This window comes from Thalassospira profundimaris, from assembly GCF_003326675.1.
Taxonomy (GTDB): domain Bacteria; phylum Pseudomonadota; class Alphaproteobacteria; order Rhodospirillales; family Thalassospiraceae; genus Thalassospira; species Thalassospira aquimaris.
In genome coordinates, this window is record NZ_JPWF01000003.1 from 144,725 (window position 1) to 163,440 (window position 18,716).

Annotated in this window: 17 protein-coding genes; 2 read left to right on the forward strand and 15 right to left on the reverse strand. The window is 55.5% G+C overall.

The features are described 5' to 3' along the window. The first annotated feature begins 20 nt into the window (after positions 1-20). Positions 21-1,079, forward strand: coding sequence for a LacI family transcriptional regulator (locus TH19_RS05545; RefSeq protein ID WP_220151694.1), 1,059 nt, complete (start codon positions 21-23; stop codon positions 1,077-1,079). Positions 1,080-1,101: 22 nt separating this feature from the next. Here TH19_RS05545 and TH19_RS05550 read toward each other — a convergent pair whose 3' ends face one another. The 15 genes from TH19_RS05550 to TH19_RS05620 form a co-directional block, all read right to left on the reverse strand. Continuing rightward, on the reverse strand, positions 1,102-1,983 hold the full coding sequence (locus TH19_RS05550) for a cell division protein FtsQ/DivIB (protein ID WP_258547837.1): 882 nt from the start codon (positions 1,981-1,983) through the stop codon (positions 1,102-1,104). Beyond that, positions 1,971-2,885 (reverse strand): D-alanine--D-alanine ligase, encoded by a 915-nt coding sequence (locus tag TH19_RS05555; protein ID WP_114101351.1) that lies wholly within the window; start codon positions 2,883-2,885, stop codon positions 1,971-1,973. Before TH19_RS05555 ends, TH19_RS05550 begins: the two co-directional genes overlap by 13 nt. Beyond that, the gene (gene murB, locus TH19_RS05560; RefSeq protein WP_114101352.1) at positions 2,882-3,826 is read right to left on the reverse strand and encodes a UDP-N-acetylmuramate dehydrogenase; all 945 of its coding nucleotides are present in this window, start codon (positions 3,824-3,826) and stop codon (positions 2,882-2,884) included. Before murB ends, TH19_RS05555 begins: the two co-directional genes overlap by 4 nt. An 8-nt stretch (positions 3,827-3,834) precedes the next feature. Beyond that, positions 3,835-5,244 (reverse strand): UDP-N-acetylmuramate--L-alanine ligase, encoded by a 1,410-nt coding sequence (gene murC, locus TH19_RS05565; RefSeq protein ID WP_114101353.1) that lies wholly within the window; start codon positions 5,242-5,244, stop codon positions 3,835-3,837. 11 nt (positions 5,245-5,255) lie between these two features. Beyond that, positions 5,256-6,452, reverse strand: a complete 1,197-nt coding sequence (gene murG / locus TH19_RS05570; protein WP_114101354.1) for an undecaprenyldiphospho-muramoylpentapeptide beta-N-acetylglucosaminyltransferase — start codon at positions 6,450-6,452, stop codon at positions 5,256-5,258. A gap of 182 nt (positions 6,453-6,634) precedes the next feature. Then, complete coding sequence (locus tag TH19_RS05575; RefSeq protein WP_114101355.1) at positions 6,635-7,099, reverse strand: GNAT family N-acetyltransferase; 465 nt, start codon at positions 7,097-7,099, stop codon at positions 6,635-6,637. 26 nt (positions 7,100-7,125) lie between these two features. Next, positions 7,126-8,265: a putative lipid II flippase FtsW gene (ftsW, locus tag TH19_RS05580; protein ID WP_114101356.1), complete on the reverse strand. Its 1,140-nt coding sequence runs from the start codon at positions 8,263-8,265 to the stop codon at positions 7,126-7,128. Then, positions 8,262-9,668, reverse strand: a complete 1,407-nt coding sequence (gene murD, locus TH19_RS05585) for a UDP-N-acetylmuramoyl-L-alanine--D-glutamate ligase (RefSeq protein ID WP_114101357.1) — start codon at positions 9,666-9,668, stop codon at positions 8,262-8,264. The genes ftsW and murD overlap by 4 nt, the downstream gene beginning before the upstream one ends. A gap of 12 nt (positions 9,669-9,680) precedes the next feature. After that, positions 9,681-10,769 (reverse strand): phospho-N-acetylmuramoyl-pentapeptide-transferase, encoded by a 1,089-nt coding sequence (gene mraY, locus TH19_RS05590; protein WP_114101358.1) that lies wholly within the window; start codon positions 10,767-10,769, stop codon positions 9,681-9,683. 24 nt (positions 10,770-10,793) lie between these two features. Beyond that, complete coding sequence (locus TH19_RS05595) at positions 10,794-12,224, reverse strand: UDP-N-acetylmuramoyl-tripeptide--D-alanyl-D-alanine ligase (RefSeq protein WP_114101547.1); 1,431 nt, start codon at positions 12,222-12,224, stop codon at positions 10,794-10,796. 59 nt (positions 12,225-12,283) lie between these two features. Next, a complete protein-coding gene (locus tag TH19_RS05600) occupies positions 12,284-13,744 on the reverse strand; it encodes a UDP-N-acetylmuramoyl-L-alanyl-D-glutamate--2,6-diaminopimelate ligase (RefSeq protein WP_114101359.1) in 1,461 nt (486 codons plus the stop codon). Then, positions 13,731-15,449, reverse strand: a complete 1,719-nt coding sequence (locus TH19_RS05605) for a peptidoglycan D,D-transpeptidase FtsI family protein (RefSeq protein WP_114101360.1) — start codon at positions 15,447-15,449, stop codon at positions 13,731-13,733. Before TH19_RS05605 ends, TH19_RS05600 begins: the two co-directional genes overlap by 14 nt. Then, positions 15,446-15,874 carry a cell division protein FtsL gene (gene ftsL / locus TH19_RS05610; RefSeq protein ID WP_114101361.1) on the reverse strand — a complete coding sequence of 143 codons (429 nt, stop codon included), beginning with the start codon at positions 15,872-15,874 and terminating at the stop codon, positions 15,446-15,448. The genes TH19_RS05605 and ftsL overlap by 4 nt, the downstream gene beginning before the upstream one ends. Further along, positions 15,871-16,857, reverse strand: a complete 987-nt coding sequence (rsmH, locus tag TH19_RS05615; protein ID WP_114101362.1) for a 16S rRNA (cytosine(1402)-N(4))-methyltransferase RsmH — start codon at positions 16,855-16,857, stop codon at positions 15,871-15,873. Before rsmH ends, ftsL begins: the two co-directional genes overlap by 4 nt. Then, positions 16,854-17,357, reverse strand: a complete 504-nt coding sequence (locus tag TH19_RS05620; protein ID WP_114101363.1) for a division/cell wall cluster transcriptional repressor MraZ — start codon at positions 17,355-17,357, stop codon at positions 16,854-16,856. Before TH19_RS05620 ends, rsmH begins: the two co-directional genes overlap by 4 nt. Before the next feature lie 504 nt (positions 17,358-17,861). Between TH19_RS05620 and TH19_RS05625 the strand changes: the two genes are divergently transcribed. Then, positions 17,862-18,635 (forward strand): EF-hand domain-containing protein, encoded by a 774-nt coding sequence (locus TH19_RS05625; RefSeq protein ID WP_258547838.1) that lies wholly within the window; start codon positions 17,862-17,864, stop codon positions 18,633-18,635. The last annotated feature ends 81 nt before the right edge of the window (positions 18,636-18,716 follow it).

Here is an 18,716-nt window from a genome sequence, read left to right on the forward strand (position 1 = left end):
CCGTCTGACAAGCCCGGAGGTTGGGAAAACTGTCTGATCCATATCTGACCGGCAAGGGGGCGATGTCATCCCCGCGGTCACGGCCCACATTAAAAACCATTGCCGAGATGACGGGACTTGGCGTTACGACCGTGTCGCGCGCGTTAAAAGACGCGCCTGATATCGGTGCGAAAACCAAGGAACGTGTGCGCAAGGTCGCCGACGCCATCGGATATCATCCCGACCGCGCAGGTGTACGTTTGCGCACGGGCAAGACCAATGTGATCAGTCTTATTCTTGATCAAACCGACAAGGTGCCGGAATTTGCCCGGCGCATGATTGTCGGCATTTCCGAGGCGATCCGTGGAACGCCGTATCACCTAGTGGTGACACCGCAATCGCGTCTGGATGATCCGATGGACCCGGTGCGCTATATCCTTGAAACCCGGGCCGCCGATGGCGTGATCCTGACCCATATCCGGCCTGATGATGAACGGGTGCATGCGCTGCGTCAAAGCGGATTGCCCTTTGTCACGCACGGGCGATGTCAGACCATCCTTGATCATGCCTATCATGATTTTGATAACCGTGCCTTTAGCCGGGTCGCGACCGAGCGCATGATCAAACGCGGGCGCAAACGTCTGGCGCTTTTGGCGCCGCCGTCGGAGTTTTCATATTATCAGGAAACGTTGGCGGGCCTTGCCGAGGTTGCCGAATCGGCAGGCATTCCGTTCAAGGTTCTGCCCGGTGTGGATCTTGATAGCAGCATAGAAGTTTTGCGGCAGGCCGGAATGGCAATGCGCCATCAAGAATACATGCCCGACGGCATCATTTGCGGAAGCGAGCTTTGCGCGATGGCCCTGATTGACGGCATGACCCAGTCGGGTCTGGAAGTCGGCAAGGATGTCGATGTGATTGCCAAGGAAACGTCGGATCTGCTTGACCTGACCAGACCGCGCGTCGACAGTCTGCGCGAAGATCTGATCGTCGCCGGGCAGCAATTGGCATCGCATCTTCTTGATGTGATCAATGGTGCCGCACCCGATACGCTTCAGACCCTAAGCGATCCGATCCCGGTATGGCGTATCAATCAGTCGTGATTGGTGATTGAGGGCGGTCGATCTAGACCGCTCCCTCCTTCTTTGGGGGATTGCGGCGCTTTTCCGCCGCCCCCGGTGTCAGACGCACAAAAGTACGATCAGGCAAACGCAAATCGACAATCAGAACATCACGATCCAGAAGGTCATGTTCGGCAACAAGGGTTTCAAGCCGTTGCCAAGCCTTCGCCATGTCATGTTCGGGCAGACGGACAAACATGCCATTTGAAAGCTGAATGTTCCAGCGGCGATGGCCGATCCGCTGTGCGCCGGTGACCTTGGCATAAAGATCGGGAATGCTTTGAAGGGTTTGAAGCATCTCGGCTGCATTCTGCGGGGCGTCGGTTCCGACCAGAACCGGAAGATCAAGATAATCACCGAGTTCATAGTTCTGAAGCTGTTCGCCATCGCCATCAATCAGGACGTGACCGCGATCTTCGGTCTGCCACAGGGCAAGCGGTTTGCGTTCGACAACCGAGACAATCAGTGTATCGGGCAATTGCCGTTCGACCGTTGCCGTTCGCACCCACGACAATTGTTCGATGCGTTCACGTGCGGCATCCACATCAAAGGTAATGATCGGCGTGCCGGGCTTTTGACCAATTGCCGCCAGCAGGGCATTGGTGTCGGTTTTTTCGCGACCCGATACTTCGATGTTTTTGACTGTCATACCAAGTTCGGCGGACAGACGAATGCTTTCGGTTTCGGCGATTGCAAGCCACTTGTCAGCTTTGCCGGTATACCAAAGAGCCGTCGGAACAATGGTGACGGCACCAACAAAACCGAGCCACCACATGACACGGGCAACCTTTTTCAGGTTGGGGACAAAGCCGTGCTTTTTATCAAGCTTCTCGCGGCGTTCGCGCGCCTGTTCTTCAAGCGTGCCAATGGTGCCTAGCGTTCGCATGAAGCGTCCTCCACCATCCAGGCGACGATATCTGCAAAGCTTAGTCCATCATGACGGGCTGCATCCGGGACAAGCGATGTCGGCGTCATGCCCGGCTGGGTATTGATTTCAAGGATGGCGAGGCGATCCTGTTCCGGGTCATAGCGGAAATCGGCCCGCGCAACACCCCGGCAACCAAGCGCACGATAGGCTTCTTCGGCGTAGCGTTGCAGGCTGTCACGCAGGTCGCTGTGAATGTCGGCCGGAACGATATGTTCGGAACCGCCTTGCGCGTATTTCGACTCAAAATCATAGAAGGCATGATTGCCGGTCAGAATTTCGATGACTTCCATTGCCTTGCCATCCTTGACGGCAACCGTCATTTCGCGACCGGCAATGAATTCTTCCTGCATGACACCGTCACCATGTACCCAGTCACGGGCCAGCATGTTCTGTTCTTCCTCGGCTGTCAGGATGATTTCAACGCCAACAGAAGACCCTTCGTTATTGGGCTTCAGAACATAGGGCGGGGGCATGGCTTTGCCATTGGCGATATCGCCACGTGTCACCCAGGTGTGGCGGGCACACGGAATTTCATATTCGGCAAACATCGCCTTGGCGGACATTTTATCCATGGCAATGGCCGATGCCCGCACACCGGAATGGGTATAGGGGATATTCATGATTTCAAGCAGCCCCTGAACCGCGCCGTCTTCGCCCCAACGCCCGTGCAGGGCATTGAAAATCACGTCGGGTTTGGGGTCCATCGAGGCAAGCTGATGGGCAAGATCACGGGTGGCATCGACCTCGGTGACTTGATAGCCCTTTTCACGTAGGGCCTTTGCACATTCGCGCCCGGATGAAAGGGATACTTCGCGTTCTGCTGACCAACCGCCAAGAATGACAGCGACATGTTTGCTCATGCGTCTTTTCCTATGATCGAGTGGCCAAGACGTTCGCCAATACGCCGGATTTCCCAGCGCAGCTCAACGCCGCTATGTGCTTTAACCCGTTTGCGGACTTCATCGCCCAACTCTTCAAGATCAAGTGCGGTGGCATCACCGGTGTTGATCATGAAATTGCAATGCTGTTCGGACATCTGCGCGCCACCGATGGTAAGTCCGCGGCATCCGGCCGCATCAATGACTTCCCATGCGCGTTGTGGCACCGGATTGGCAAAGGTCGACCCGCCGGTGCGCGATTTGATTGGTTGCGATCCGGCGCGGGCCTGTTGAATTTCGTCCATGCGCTTGGCGATGTCTGCCGGATCACCGGGCGTACCGCGCAAGATGGCCGATGTGAAAATCCAGTCTTCGGGCAAATCGCAATGACGATATGACATGCCCATTTGATCGGGCGTCACAATGTGCAAATCACCTTTGCCATCAAGTGCGGTGGCCGAAATCAGGACATCCTTGATTTCGCTGCCATAGGCGCCGGCATTCATACGAAGTGCGCCGCCGATGGTTCCGGGAATCCCGGACAGGAATTCAAGGCCTGCTATGCCAGCTTGCTGTGCGACCTGCGCGACATTCAGATCAAGCGCACCTGCACCAACATGAAGATCGCCATCCTTGATCGCCGCATCGGTAAAGGGACGTCCTAACCGGACAACAACGCCACGAATGCCACCATCCCGAACCAAAAGGTTGGAGCCGACGCCAATCACCGTGACCGGCATGTCGTCGGGTTTGCCTTTCAGAAAACCGGCAAGATCGGCTTCATCGGCCGGGCGGAACATCACATCGGCCGGGCCGCCAACCTGAAACCAGGTGACCTTTGCCAGTTGCGCGCCTTCACGCAGCTTGCCCCGTACCTTGGGCAGGCGGTCGATCAGCGGTGTATGGTGTCCCGGCGTGCTCATAGGGTGTCTCAGTTCTTCAGGGCTTCGAGTTGTGCGGGCAGGGCGTTTGCCCATGCACTGATGGAACCGGCGCCAAGACAGACAACAAGGTCGCCCGGCTTGGCTTCGTTTGCGATGGTTTCGGCCAGTTTGTCCGGCCCTTCAAGGGCGCTGACATGGCGGTGACCACGATTGCGCAACCCTTCGACAAGGGCGTCACGCGATGCGCCTTCAATCGGGCTTTCACCGGCTTCGTAAACATCGGCGACAATCACGCTGTCGGCATCGTTAAAGCAGGTACAGAAATCTTCAAACAGGTCATGCAGGCGCGAATAGCGGTGCGGCTGAACCACGGCAATGACATTGTTCTGCGTCGCTTGACGGGCGGCTTTGAGAACCGCTTTGATTTCGACCGGGTGATGGCCGTAATCGTCAATGATGGTCACGCCATCAACTTCGCCGGTTTTGGTAAAGCGGCGCTTGACCCCGGTAAAGCCGTCAAAGGCGGATACGATTTTCTCGTCGGGAATGCCAAGTTCAAGTGCAACCGTGATCGCAGCCAGCGAGTTCGATACGTTGTGATCACCCACCATCGGCAGACGGACATCCTTGATCACACGTTCTTCGCTATCAACGCGTTCGCGAATGACAACGTCAAAGATGCTTTCGCCAATATTGGTGCGCACATTGACCGCACGGACATCGGCCTGCGGCGAGAAGCCAAAGGTAAAAATACGGCGATCCGTCACCTTGCCAATCAGGGCCTGAACTTCGGGATGGTCAATGCACAGAACGGCAAAGCCATAGAACGGGATGTTCTGAACGAAGTTTTTGAATGCTTCGCGCAGTTGATCGAAATCTTTCCAGTGATCAAGATGTTCGGGATCGATATTGGTGACAACCGAAATCGTGGACGGAACTTTGACGAATGTGCCATCCGACTCATCGGCTTCGACGACCATCCAGTCGCCTTCGCCAAGGCGGGCATTGGTGCCGTATGAATTGATGATGCCGCCATTGATCACGGTCGGATCAAGCCCGGCCGCATCAAGCATGGTTGCCACCAGCGATGTGGTGGTGGTTTTGCCATGCGTGCCACCAATCGCAATTGCTGCCTTAAGGCGCATCAGTTCGGCCAGCATTTCTGCACGGCGGACAACCGGGATCATTTCCGCACGCGCGGCAACGACTTCGGGGTTGTTCGGTTTGACCGCGGTGGAAATCACAACCACCTTGGCCTCTTCAACATTCGACCCCTGATGGCCGATAAAGACCTTGATGCCAAGACCGCGCAGACGCTGCACATTGGCATTGTCAGAAATATCCGATCCCTGAACCGAATAACCAAGGTTATGCAGAATTTCGGCAATACCGGACATGCCGATGCCACCAATACCGACAAAGTGGATGGTGCCGATGTTGAGCGGCAAGGTGTTCATTGCATGTCTCCTCATACCTTCTGGGCGTCTTTCTGCATGTTCTGGTTGTTCGGGCTTCCGGCCGGGTTCAGGCCCAGCATATCAAGCACCATATCTGCCAGCCGTTCGGCGGCATTGGCGCGACCGCTGCTTTTGGCGGCCTTTGCCGCGCGCGTCAAGGCCGCCGGATTGGTTAAAAGTTTGGTCAGGCGCTCAGACACCAGTTCACTGGTAAAGCGATCCTGTGGCAGCAACCATGCCCCGCCAGAATCTTCGACCTGCTGGGCGTTAAAACGTTGATGATCATCAATGGCATGGGGCAGGGGAACCAGAAAACCCGGACGACCTGCCGCCGTCAGTTCGGCAACTGTCGATGCCCCGGATCGTGCAATCACCAAATGGCAATCACGCAATTTTTCGGGAATATCGTTGATGAAAGATGCAAGCGTGACATCAATCAATGTTCCCTCATAGGTCGCGCGCACAGCATCAATATCTTCGTCCCGGGCCTGCTGGGTTACATGAAGGCGTTTGCGAATATCTTCGGGCAGGCTGACAAGCGCATTTGGCAGGACCTCGGACAGAATGCGCGCACCTTGCGATCCGCCGGTGATCAAAAGACGGATCGGGCCGTCTTCGGTCGGGGCGACATAGTCGCTGGCGGCAAGGGCCGCGACCTCGGCGCGGACCGGGTTGCCCGTCCAGATGACTTTCGCCTCGTCACCTGGCGCGATCATCGTGACTTTGGAAAAGGATGTGGCAATGCGTTCGGCGTTGCTGGCGACCAGCCGGTTTGCCCGGCCCAGAACCGCGTTCTGTTCGTGAATGGCATAGGGAATGCCAAGCCACTTCGCCGACATGGTGGCCGGGATCGATGCATATCCGCCAAAGCCGATCACAGCGGCCGGTTTGGCCTTTTTGATCAGGGATCGCGCCTTTAACGTGCCAAGGCTCAGTCGAAGTGCGCCGGTCAGGCGACCCTTGATGCCTTTTCCGGCAATGCCACCAGCGGGCAGGATGACGGTTTCAACACCTTCAACGCCGTCGGTATAGCGTGCCGCACGGGCATCTGTGAAAAACAGAACCTTGGCACCGCGTCGGACCAGTGATTTGGACAAGGCAACGGCGGGGAACATATGGCCGCCGGTTCCGCCCGATGTTACGGCGATCACTTGTCCGGCAAGCGGTGTGTCCGTGGCGGAAGTATCGAGATTTGCGAAGTCAGTCATCTTGTCCACACGTTAAACGACGCAGTACCGGGAAGGTCCCGGACAGTTACCCCACATCAGAACCCGGTAAAGGTTAATATCCCTTCAAGCGCGGGTGTTTATCGGGGAAGATTTTGTCGTTTTTTGGGGCAGACTGTGAATTTCGATGCCATGGCGTCTCGAAAGTCGTGCTCATCGATTTTCTAGATCGTGTCGATCTTGTAGAGGACTGAATCGTCGCGTTTTGCAATCCGGTCATAAAGCTTCTGGGCGCCAAGGTTATCCTTGGCTGTCAGCCAGTAAAGACGAACCCAGTTGCTCTTTCTTGCGTGATCTTGAAGGGCTGTCATCATCAACCCACCGATACCACGGCCTCGTTGATCAGGTTCCACCCAGAAATCTTCAAGATACGCGACATTGCGCAATGTGAAGGTGTGGGGATGGACAATCAGATGGGCAAACCCGACGACGGTCTGATCGCCCGTTTCGGTGTGGCAATCAATTGCAAGCCAAGCCTGCATTGGATGGTCAAGGTCAAGGATACGGGACCACAGACCGTCAATTACATCGTCTGACATGTCGGGCGCGCCAAACTGAACAATGTTCTTGCGCCAAAGATGTTCCCATCCAGCGCGATGTTCTGGCTTGGCTTGTCCGACTTCAATCATGATGCTGACTTTAAAATTATCCGAAGTTACTCGCCCGGCCGTTTGCGGGTCAGGGCAAGGACAAAGCCCATGCCAATCGCAATGCCAATGGTTGCCGAGCCGCCATAGGAAACGAACGGCAAGGTCATGCCCTTTGGCGGGACAAGTTGCAGGGTCGATGCCATGTTAATGACCGCCTGCAAGCCGAACTGAACCAGAATACCGGTCACAGCCAGAACCACAAACAGGTTGCGTTCCCCCATCAGACGCGAAAGGCCGCGCATGATGATAAAGGTAAAGACACCGACCACCAGCACGCAGAACAGCAAGCCGAATTCTTCACCGGCGACGGCAAAGATAAAGTCGGAATGCGCATCGGGGATGGAATTCTTGACCCAGCCTTCACCGGGGCCGCGGCCCATGATGCCGCCGCTCATGAAGGCTTCCATCGATCGTTCGATCTGATAGTTGTCACCAGATGCCGGATCAAGGAAACGGTCCACGCGTGACTGAACGTGCGGCAGGATCAGATAGGCGCTGACTGCAAGGCCAACCGCGCCCAAACCAAGGCAGAACACCAGAATGATCGGAAGCCCGGCCAGGAAAATCTGAACCGACCAGATGGATGTGACAACAACGGTCTGGCCAAAATCCGGCTGGATCATCAAAAGGAAAATACAGACTGCCAGCATCAGGCAGCTGACGATATAGCCGGGGAAATTCGGGTTAAGCCGACCTTCGGCAAACATCCATGCCACAACGACCGCAAAGGCCGGTTTCAGGAATTCCGAGGGTTGCAGGTTGATACCCGCAACATTGATCCAGCGCACCGCACCCTTGATGTCCGATCCGATAAAGGGTGTGATGATCAAAAGGAAAATCACCCCCAAAAACATGATGGATGCCAGTCGCCGGACCCATTTCACCGGCAAAAGTGAAATGCCAAACATGCACGCGACTGCCATGCCAAGGAAGATGAACTGACGGGTCACGAAGTGGAAGCTGTCGACATTGATGCGGTCGGCCACGGGCGGACTGGCCGACATGACCAAAAGGGCACCAATGCCCATCAACAAAATGATAGCGGCCAGCAACCAGCGATCAACCGTCCACCACCAGATACCCAGAACGGACGTATCGGCACGTGAAAAGGCGATGTTGCTGTTATTGCCAAAAATCGACTTCATGCGCCTACCTTCCCGGCTGTATTGGCATCGGCCAGTTGGGAATACAGATCGCGGAAAGCATCGCCGCGTGCTTCAAAGCTTTTGAACTGATCAAAGGATGCGCAGGCCGGGGTGAGCATGACAACAGCCGTTTCTTCGCCACCGGAAAGGGCATCCTTCAAGGCGGCCTTTGTCGCGACATCAAGGGTTTTGCATTTTTCCCAGGGCAGGTCGTTACCAAGGGTCAGGGCAAAGGCATCTTCTGCCTCGCCGATCAGGTAGGCCTTCTTGATGTTGGGATAAAATTCTTCAAGTCCGGCGATGCCGCCTTCCTTGGGTTTGCCGCCAACGATCCAGTGAATGTTCTGATAGGCCGAAAGCGCCTTTGCCGATGCTTCGGCATTGGTGGCCTTGCTGTCATTGACAAAAATGACGTTACCAATGCTGCCCAACCGTTCCTGACGATGGGCAAGACCCGGAAATGTCATGATCCCGTCAATGATGCGGGTGGCATCAACGCCGCGTGCCCGGCACAGGCCATAGGCAAAGGCAATGTTCTGCCAGTTATGTTTGCCCGGCATGTGGGTAACGGTCGCAAGATCAAGGATCTGCGTTTTGGCACCCGTAAGGTCATCAATCAGCCAGCCGTTTTCATCGACAAAGATGCCGTGATCGACCGTGGATTTGACGGATACTTCGATGATGTGACGTCCGCCTTCACGGGCAAGTTCAACCGCCATCTTGGCGCAAGGTTCATCATCCACGGAAATGATCGCCCATTTCGGGCCCTTGTTGCGGGCAAAGATTTGGCGCTTCGCCCCGATATATCCATCCATCCCGCCATGACGGTCCAGATGATCCGGGGTGATGTTCAAAAGGGCACAGGCATCAAAGGCCGCATGTTCAAGAAGATCAAGCTGATAAGATGACAATTCAAGAACAAGGCAATCGTCGACCGTGGATGGTTCAAGCCCAAGGGCCGCATTGCCAAGATTGCCACCCGCCTGGGTTTTGATCCCGGCCTGCGCAATGATGTGGGCAGTCAGAGCGGTGGTTGTCGATTTGCCATTGGTGCCGGTGATTGCCAATGTCGGAACATCGGGCTGTGCGGTGCACAGCAGTTCGACATCACAAATGATCGGTTTTCCTGCGCGGCGTGCCTTTTCAGCCGCCGGATGCGGGGTCGGGAAGGTGGACGGAATGCCCGGGCTGATGACCAGCATATCGGGTTCCGTCCAGTCACATTCCGCAAGATTGATCGGGGCAAGGCCCAGTGGTTCGATCTGTTCGCGACCGGCGGGATTATCATCCCACGCCCAGACTATGGCACCGGAATTGATCAATGCCTTTACGCTGGCAAGGCCCGATTTTCCGAGGCCCAGGACCGCAATGGTTTTGCCGCGCAGATGCGAAAGATCAATCACGATGGGGCGTCCTTACCGAAGTTTCAGAGTGGCAAGACCAACAAGGGCCAGAATAACCGCGATGATCCAGAACCGGATCACGATGGTCGGTTCCTGCCAGCCTTTTTTCTCGAAATGGTGATGAAGCGGGGCCATGCGGAACACGCGCTTGCCGGTCAGTTTGAACGACCCGACCTGAATGATCACAGACAGGGTTTCCAGAACAAACAGACCGCCGATAATCGCCAGAACAAGTTCATGCTTGGTCACAACCGAAACCGCGCCCAAGGCACCACCAAGGGCAAGTGATCCGGTGTCGCCCATAAACACCATCGCAGGCGGGGCGTTGTACCACAAGAATCCAAGACCAGCCCCGACAAGGGCCCCAAGGAAGATGGTAAGCTCGCCCGATCCGGCGACATAATGGACCTGAAGATATTCGGCAAACTGAACGTTACCGATCAGATACGTGATCAGTGCAAAACTTGCAGCCGCAATCATCACCGGGACAATCGCAAGACCATCAAGACCATCCGTCAGGTTGACCGAATTTGATGCGCCAACCATGACAAACATGGCAAACGGAACAAAGAACCACCCCAGATCCAGCAGGAAATTCTTGAAGAACGGGAAGGCAAGTGCGGTCGAAAGCGGATCGGCGGTATTATAAGAAATCCACCATGCAGCAAGGGCGGCAATCGAAAATTGCCCCAACAGTTTGAGCTTGCCCGGGAGGCCCTTGGTGTTTTTCTTTGAAACTTTAAGATAGTCGTCAAGGAAGCCCAGGAAGCCATATCCGATGGTGACCAGCAAAACCGCCCAGACATAGGCGTTGGTCAAATCGGCCCACAGAAGAGTGGCAATCGTCGTGGACAGCAACAGCAAAAGGCCGCCCATGGTCGGCGTGCCTTTTTTGGTCAAAAGGTGGCTTTCAGGGCCATCTTCGCGGATCGGTTGTCCTTCGCTTTGCTTGGAACGCAACCAGTTGATCAGGGACGGACCCAGCACAAAGGCAAGGACCAGCGATGTGATGATCGCGCCGCCGGTTCGGAAGGTAATGTACCGAAACAGGTTCAATACCGGCATCTGATCAGACAGTTGATAAAGCAGATTATAGAGCATTGCTCTGGTCGTTCCTTCTGCGACTTAATGCTGTACGGTTGTGGATTGATCCACCACGCCACAGGATTTTAGGGCCGATACAATTTTCGAAACGTAAATGCCAAGCGATCCTTTGATCAAAACCACGTCACCGGCACGCAAATCGGCCTTGATCGGCTCAATCGCGTCTTCGGCGGTGGTAAAGTGACCTGCATTGCGCTCGGCTGGCAGGGTCTTGTCCAGTTCGGCCATCAGGGGCCCGACACAGTAAACCCGGTCAATTTCCATCGCGGTCAGCGGATGATGAAGATCGGCATGCAGGCGAACGGCATCGTCGCCCAGTTCGCGCATGTCACCGACAACGGCAATCTTGCGGCCACCTTCGGCCGGTTTGCTTTGCGCCAGAACCTTGATCCCGGCCATCATTGATGTCGGGTTGGCGTTATAGGCATCATCAATCAGGGTAAATGTACCATCACCAGACGGAACCTTGATGGTCAGGATTTCACCGCGACCGGCGGGCGGGGTCACATCGGCAAGGTCCTGTGCCGCGCGAACCAGATCGGCGCCAATCGCGTCAACACATCCCAGAACCGCAAGCGAATTCAAAACCCAGTGTTCACCCGGGCAACCAATGAAATATTCAAGATCACGACCACCGACACGGGCGCGCACAGCACTGCCATCGGTAACAATGTTGGCTTCGAACAGGCGGTAATTGGCCATCGCATCGGTGCCAAAGCACTTGATATTGTTCAGTCCGAGTTCCTTGGCACGACGCGCAAGCGCAAAGTAATGCATGTTGTCGCGGTTCAGGACCACAACGCCGTCACTTTCAAGCCCGTCAAAAATCTCGGCCTTGGCCATGGCAATTTCGGCTTCGTCCTTGAAGAATTCGGTATGGGCGCCAACCACGGTGGTGATCAGGGCAACCGACGGCTTGACCATTTTGACAAGCGGGCTGATTTCGCCCGGATGGTTCATGCCGATTTCAAAAACGCCATATTCCGCATCGACCGGCAGGGTTGCCAGGCTGATCGGCACCCCCCAGTGATTGTTGAAGCTGGCCGGGCTGGCATGGGTTTTGCCCTGTTGGGACAGAACGTATTTAAGGGCTTCCTTGGTGCCGGTTTTGCCGACACTGCCGGTAATGGCAACGATTTTCGCCTTGCTGCGCGCACGTCCGGCAAGACCAAGACGCACCAGCGCATCAAGGGTGTCATCAACCAGAAGAACCTTATCGGTGTCGGTGATGCCAGTGGTATCGGAAACCATAACGGCATTTGCCCCGGCATCAAGAGACGCCTGCGCAAATTTATGACCGTCAAAATTCGGTCCCTTAAGGGCGATGAAAAGATCGCCTTTGCTGACTTTTCGGCTGTCAATCGAGATACCGGTTACCGACCAGTCACCTGTCGTTTTGCCACCGGTTGCGGTTTCGGCATCCTTTGCCGTCCATAAAACAGCCTTCGTCATAACGTCACTTTCATTTCGCATAGCCCGTCACGGCCAGCGTGCCGTAACGGAAATTCTGGTCAGTTGCCACCAGCAAGGATGCTGCGGGCAACAGCTGCATCATCAAACGGAAGGACCGTATCACCGATAATTTGGCCTCTTTCATGGCCTTTTCCGGCGATAATAAGGACATCGTTGCGTTGCAGGATGCCAATGCCGCGTTTGATGGCTTCTGCGCGGTCGCCGATCTCGACAGCACCCTCGCACTTTGCCTTGATCGCAGCACGAATAAGGGCCGGATCTTCGCTGCGCGGGTTGTCATCGGTGATGATGGCGATATCTGCAAACTGATCGACCACTTCGCCCATCAGCGGGCGTTTGCCGGTGTCGCGGTCGCCGCCAGCACCAAATACACAAACGATGCGGCCTTTGCAATGCGGGCGAACGGCCTTGATGACGGTTTCAAGGGCGTCCGGCGTGTGGGCGTAATCGACAAATACGGGTGCGCCAAAGCTGGTCTTGCCAACCATCTCAAGACGGCCGCGTACACCTTCAAGTTTTTCAAGGCCAAGAACCGCCTGATCAAGATCGGCACCCGAGGCGACAACGATGGCCAGTGCGGCAAGCGCGTTCATCACCTGGAAGCTGCCCATAAGGGGCAGGTGAACACTGTATTCGCCTTTGTTGGCCAGAAGGGTGATCTTGGTGCCGGTGCTATCCGGTGTGGCTTTAACAAGTTTGATGTCGTCGGCGTTCTGACCATAGGAAAGAACATTCACGCCGCGCTTTTCACACATCTTTTTAAGATATGCGAACTGTTCGACATCGGCGTTCAACACCGCAGTACCATCGGCGACCAGAAGTTCGGAGAACAGGCGCGCCTTGGCGGCGAAGTATTTTTCAACAGTGCCGTGATAATCAAGGTGATCACGCGACAGGTTGGTAAAGGCGGCAACCGTTACCTTGACCCCGTCCAGGCGATACTGATCAAGCCCGTGCGAGCTTGCCTCCATCGCGACGTGGGTAACACCGATGCCACACATTTCATCAAGGCTTTGATGCAGGGCGACCGGGTCCGGCGTGGTCAGTGATCCGGGAATTTTTGCGCCAGCGGCCCGAATGCCAAGGGTGCCGATCGAACCTGACATATTGCCAAGGATCGTCCAAAGCTGTTCGGTGAAGATCGCGGTCGATGTCTTGCCGTTGGTCCCGGTAATCGCAGCAATGTTTGCAGGCTGCTGGCCGTAAAAACGGGCGGCAAGCTGCGCATAGCGTTTGCGCGGATTTTCAACCGGGATCAGGGGAACTGTTGCGGCCGTCGGTTTGGGGGTGCCATCCTTTGCAAGGATTGCAGCCGCGCCAAGCTTGATCGCATCAGCAATGTATTTGGAACCATCGTCGCGCGCACCGGACAGGGCGGCAAACATATAGCCATCCTTTACAGTGCGTGAGTCTGCTGTCAGGCCCGTAATGTTCGGGTCCTGTCCTTCGGCATGTTTCAATGCCGCTTGATCACCTGCCATGAGCTCAGAAAGACGCAAGTTTGCGTTCCCCCTTGCGAAGATCTATATGCAGCGCTTGCTCGATCTCCGGCGCCTTCGCATTCGCCGGTTCAATGCCCAAAAGGGGAGCAATACGTGTCACAACCTTGCCAACCGCAGGGGCGGACACCCAGCCTGCTGTGGCAAATCCATACGTTTCTTTGGTGCCTTTGGGCTCGTCTAGCGTCACCAGAACCACATATTTCGGGTCCTGCATCGGGAAGGCGGCGACAAAGGTCGACATGCGGGCGTTCTTGACATAGCGCCCGTTCACAAGTTTTTCCGAAGTGCCGGTCTTCCCGCCAAGGAAGTAGCCTGCAACTTCGGCTTTTTTGCCCGAACCTTCGGTTACAACCAGTCGCATCAGGCGACGGAGTTGATCCGAAGTCTTCTGGGAAAACACACGTTCACCCGCCGGTGCACCATCCTGTTTAAGGATCGTGGACGGACGGCGAATACCGCCATTTACGACGGTGGAAATTCCATTGACGACCTGAAGCGGGGTCACAGCCAAACCATGCCCGAACGAAATCGTCATGGTGTTGATCTCGCGCCAGGGGCTTGGGACAAGCGGGCCGCCAACTTCGGGAAGCTCGATCTCGGGTTTGTCGAGCATGCCAAGCTTTCTGAGGTAGCGTTGCTGTGTCTCGCCGCCAAAGGCCATTGCCATGCGCGCAGAACCGATATTGGAGCTGTGCACGATAATTTCCGGCACGGTCAGCCAGCGGTTCTCGCCGCGATAATCACGAATGGCAAAGCGCGCAACGCGAAGCGGTTCCGTCGCGTCATAAACCGAATTCATGGTCGAGGTGCCGGTTTCAAGCGCAATGGCTGTGTTAAACAGCTTGAACACCGATCCCATTTCATAAACGCCAAGGGTCGAACGGTTAAACCGCGCATCTGCCGGTGCCTGACCGGGGCGGTGCGGATCAAAGTTCGGAAGCGACGTCATGCCCAGCACTTCGCCAGTATAAACATCCATGACAAGGCCGGTCGCACCGACTGCGTCATAGGTTTCCATGGCCTTTTCGACTTCTTCTTCAAGTGCGAACTGGACACGGGTATCAAGCGAGAGCTGAAGCGGGCCGTTATTGATGCGAAGTTCGTTATCGAATTCGCGTTCGGCGCCAGCAATGCCGTTATTGTCGATGTCGGTAAAGCCAAGCACATGCGAGAACAAACGCCCGTGTGGATAAACACGGCGTTCTTCGCGCTGGAAATTCAGACCCGGAATGCCAAGCGAGTTGACTTCATATTGCTGTTCCGGCGTCAGGTTGCGGCGCAGCCAGACAAATGCCTTTTGCGAGCTCAGATGCCGGATCAGGGTATCGCGATCCAGATCGGGCAGGACGGTCAAAAGCTGATCGGCTGACTCAACCGGATCCTTGACCACGCGGGCATCGGCATACAGCGAATTGGTCGGAAGATCGGTCGCCAGCAACATGCCATTGCGGTCAATGATATCTGCGCGTTCTGTTTTAAGTTCGCGCGTATCGGTGCCCGATGCCAATGCCGGTTCCGCACCTTGACGCAGGATCGATGCATCAACCAGACCATAGGTGATCCAGCAAAAGCCGATGATGAACATTGCACCGGTGATGAAAATACGGTTGCGCGCGGTTTCAAGTGCCAGACGTTCACGCTGATCCGGGCCCAGTTCCGGGCGATCACCGCGCAGCCAGTAGGAAAACCGTGTCAGGCTCATTGCACACCCCCGGTCTCTGCGACGGATGGCGCGTCAATGATCATGCTTTCTGCCGCTTCGGCATAGGCACGTTCACCCGGACGGGCGCGCGGGGTCGGCATGAAGGCAACTGCTTCGCCAAACTTGTTGATGCGATACTGGTGCATGTCAGAGTCTGAAGGCAGATCGTCGATGCTTGCCATCTGAAGCACTTCGATCTGCGCAAGGCTCAGATATTCCTTGGACAGCCGTTCAATCCGTTCCGGATTGTTCAGATAGCTCCATTCCGCTTCAAGCACGTGAATGCTTTCCTGTTCGGCCAGAATGTCCGACTGGATTTCGCCGTAACGTTTTTCAAGACGTTCGACCTCGTGGCTGACCCAATAGGTGCCTGCACCAATCAGAATGGTCATAAGCAGACCGATAATGGTAACAGCCCGGGTCATGCGCGGCCTCCCTGCTTGTTGGCAGGTTGGTCATTGCGGGCAACAGCACGCAGCTTGGCCGAACGCGCACGCGGGTTGGCGCGAATTTCGTCTTTCTGTCCGGTTACCGCCTTGCGGGTAAGCGTCGTAAAAGTCGGGGTTGCGACCTCCGGCTCGCCGGGCAGGCGGCGCGACATTTTCTTGGGATCGCCCGAACGCGCCTTCATGAATGTTTTGACCAGGCGATCTTCGAGCGAGTGGAAGGTAACAACCACCAAACGTCCGCCCGGCTTTAACAGCGTTTCGGCGGCATCCATCGCACGTTCAAGTTCGCCAAGCTCGTCATTCACATAAATGCGCAATGCCTGGAATGTCCGGGTGGCCGGGTCGATACCGTCCTTGGATTTGCGCACGACCGAGCGCACAGCACGGGCAAGCTGTGATGTTGTCGTAAACGGTTCTTCTGCACGCATTTCGATGATCTTGCGGGCAACCTTGCGCGATGCACGTTCCTCGCCATAGCGATAGATGACATTGGCAATGTCTTCTTCTTCGGCGGTATTGACGAAATCGGCCGCGGTGGGACCTGACATCGACATGCGCATATCAAGCGGGCCATCCTCGCGGAATGAAAAACCGCGATCAGCCTGATCAAGCTGCATAGACGAGACACCGATATCCAGAACGATACCATCGACCTGATCGGGGCCCGCTGCGGGGATCAAACGACCCATATCGCCAAAGCATCCTTCGACCATATGGAAACGGCCGTCATATTCGGCTTCAAGTTTCTGGCCGGTTGCAACCGCACTCGGGTCGCGGTCGATGCCATAAAGCTCGCATTTCGCTGAATCAAGAATGGCGCGGGAATAACCGCCTGCGCCAAATGTGCCATCGACCATGATTTCCCCGTCTTGCGGTGCAAGGGCTTCAAGCACCTCGCGAAGCAGGACCGGTTTGTGTGGACGGTCTTCGGTGGCGAAACTGATGTCCTTGTCGCTCATGATGCGTCCTCCTCGTTCATGGTGCCGGGACGTGCACCTTTGGGGAGTTCCGTCATCGGTTTGAGCTTGAGCGTCGCACCACGGTTAAGCGTGCGGGTCCGGCTGGCTTCTTGCAGGGGCTTGAAGATGTCCGGGTTCCACAGGCGGAAGGTGCGACCACGGCCGACAAAGGCGACCTGATCTTCGATACGGGCAAATTCGATCAATTCAGCGGGCAGAATGATACGACCTTCGCCGTCATAAGGAAGCATATGCGAGGAGCCAAGGATGGTATCTGCAAGGTCATCGGCCTCGTCAGAGAACATATCAAGTTCGTCCAGCGATGCGGCGATGCGTTCCATGTGGCTGTGGCTACAGCCTTCAAGCGCAGATTCCTTGTGGGATTGATAGAGGTAGATACCGGCGAATTCTTCCAGTTCAAGGGCCGCACGGAACCGCTTGGGGACGGATACGCGCCCCTTCCGGTCCAGCTTGTGAATGTGCGTCCCTGTGAACAGCACTTCGCCATTCCCCTGATCAAAAATTCCGATTTCAAAACACCGTCAATCGCGATCGGCTGGATGGCTGGCTGATGTTTGAAATGGATATGCCCCGCATGGCACAGAAAATATGCCTGCTTATGGGGTACCATGGGAAATGATGGGGGTCAATGGGATTTGATGGGGCAAAATGTGACGATTTGGTGTGTTTCTGCGGATTCTGCGCTACATACGACAAGTCTGAAATTACTCAAAAACACGTGGAATCACGGCTTTATCCGGCTTCTGCCCATAAAATCCCAATTCGGTTCCATGGGAACCCATGGGCAGACCATTTTGACACCCGGTTTTGGGTTTTCATGGTCTGTTGCGAAATATGGAATGTGATGGGCACAAGAAGACAATTTGCGATTTGGCTCCCAATCGGGTTTGATGCGCGGGCAAACTCCTGCAAAATGTCGTCACGACATTGTCGGTGGGGATGTCTGGCGCACGGCTGCGTCAGCAAGACGAAGGATGTGATTGTTGCGGATAAAAGCTGCCATTCTGTTAATGGGTTATGTGATTGTGGCTGATGTTGCTGTTCCCGGTTTCAGTTTTTCCGGGAACGGGTATGCGCATGCGCAAGGACTGACCCTTGATAAGGCGGGCGGGACGTCAAACTCGCCCGAGGTCTCATCGCCGCAGATGCGCGAACTTTTGCCCCTGATCATGCAGCAGCTTCAAAATAATCCGGAATTGATGTCGCAATTCGGGCTGGGCGGGTTGTCTGGTCTTGGCGGGCTTGATGGTGCCGCCGGGGTGGCGGGGAATGCAGGAAACGGGACGACCAGCGTTCCCGGACTGAACGAAGCCATTGCCAAGGCCCTTGCCGAAAAAAATGCAAATGCCAATGGTGGGGCGGGGGCTGTGCCGTCGGGTGTTCCCGAACAGGTCAAACTGTATCGTGATCAATATCACCCGGTCGATATCAATCAGGATGGCCGAATCAGCGCGGATGAAGCCGCATCCTATTCAAGCTGGATGTTCCGCCGGCGTGACATCAATGGTGACGGTGTTCTGGTGATCCGCGAATTTTCTGCGGTCGAGCTGTTACCGGGCAACGCAGATGCCAATCGGCAACGTCTGCGAACCGAAAGCCGTCGTCTGGAATTGTTGTTCCCCACATATGATACCAACAAGGACCAGATGATCAGCAAGGACGAGTTTCTCGAACAGGTTCGTTTGGCTTTTGACGAAAAACGCGGAACCAATCCCGACATTGATCCGTTTTCATTCCAGACAGTTCTGCCATTCTGACTGGCAACGGCATTGCCGTTGAAACATCATATGACAGCAAAGCAATAATCTGGCATCCGTATCAAACGGCAAGCCCGCGAG

Bases quoted from the DNA above. Each gene is read 5' to 3' on its own strand.
- murB (WP_114101352.1), bottom strand. From the start codon at position 3,826: ATGAGCACGCCGGGACACCATACACCGCTGATCGACCGCCTGCCCAAG.
- TH19_RS05575 (WP_114101355.1), bottom strand. From the start codon at position 7,099: ATGATTGAAGTCGGACAAGCCAAGCCAGAACATCGCGCTGGATGGGAA.
- ftsL (WP_114101361.1), bottom strand. From the start codon at position 15,874: ATGACCCGGGCTGTTACCATTATCGGTCTGCTTATGACCATTCTGATT.
- TH19_RS05595 (WP_114101547.1), bottom strand. From the start codon at position 12,224: ATGACGAAGGCTGTTTTATGGACGGCAAAGGATGCCGAAACCGCAACC.
- TH19_RS05555 (WP_114101351.1), bottom strand. From the start codon at position 2,885: ATGAGCAAACATGTCGCTGTCATTCTTGGCGGTTGGTCAGCAGAACGC.
- TH19_RS05550 (WP_258547837.1), bottom strand. From the start codon at position 1,983: ATGCGAACGCTAGGCACCATTGGCACGCTTGAAGAACAGGCGCGCGAA.
- TH19_RS05605 (WP_114101360.1), bottom strand. From the start codon at position 15,449: ATGAGCCTGACACGGTTTTCCTACTGGCTGCGCGGTGATCGCCCGGAA.
- ftsW (WP_114101356.1), bottom strand. From the start codon at position 8,265: ATGAAGTCGATTTTTGGCAATAACAGCAACATCGCCTTTTCACGTGCC.
- murC (WP_114101353.1), bottom strand. From the start codon at position 5,244: ATGAACACCTTGCCGCTCAACATCGGCACCATCCACTTTGTCGGTATT.
- rsmH (WP_114101362.1), bottom strand. From the start codon at position 16,857: ATGAGCGACAAGGACATCAGTTTCGCCACCGAAGACCGTCCACACAAA.
- mraY (WP_114101358.1), bottom strand. From the start codon at position 10,769: ATGCTCTATAATCTGCTTTATCAACTGTCTGATCAGATGCCGGTATTG.
- murG (WP_114101354.1), bottom strand. From the start codon at position 6,452: ATGACTGACTTCGCAAATCTCGATACTTCCGCCACGGACACACCGCTT.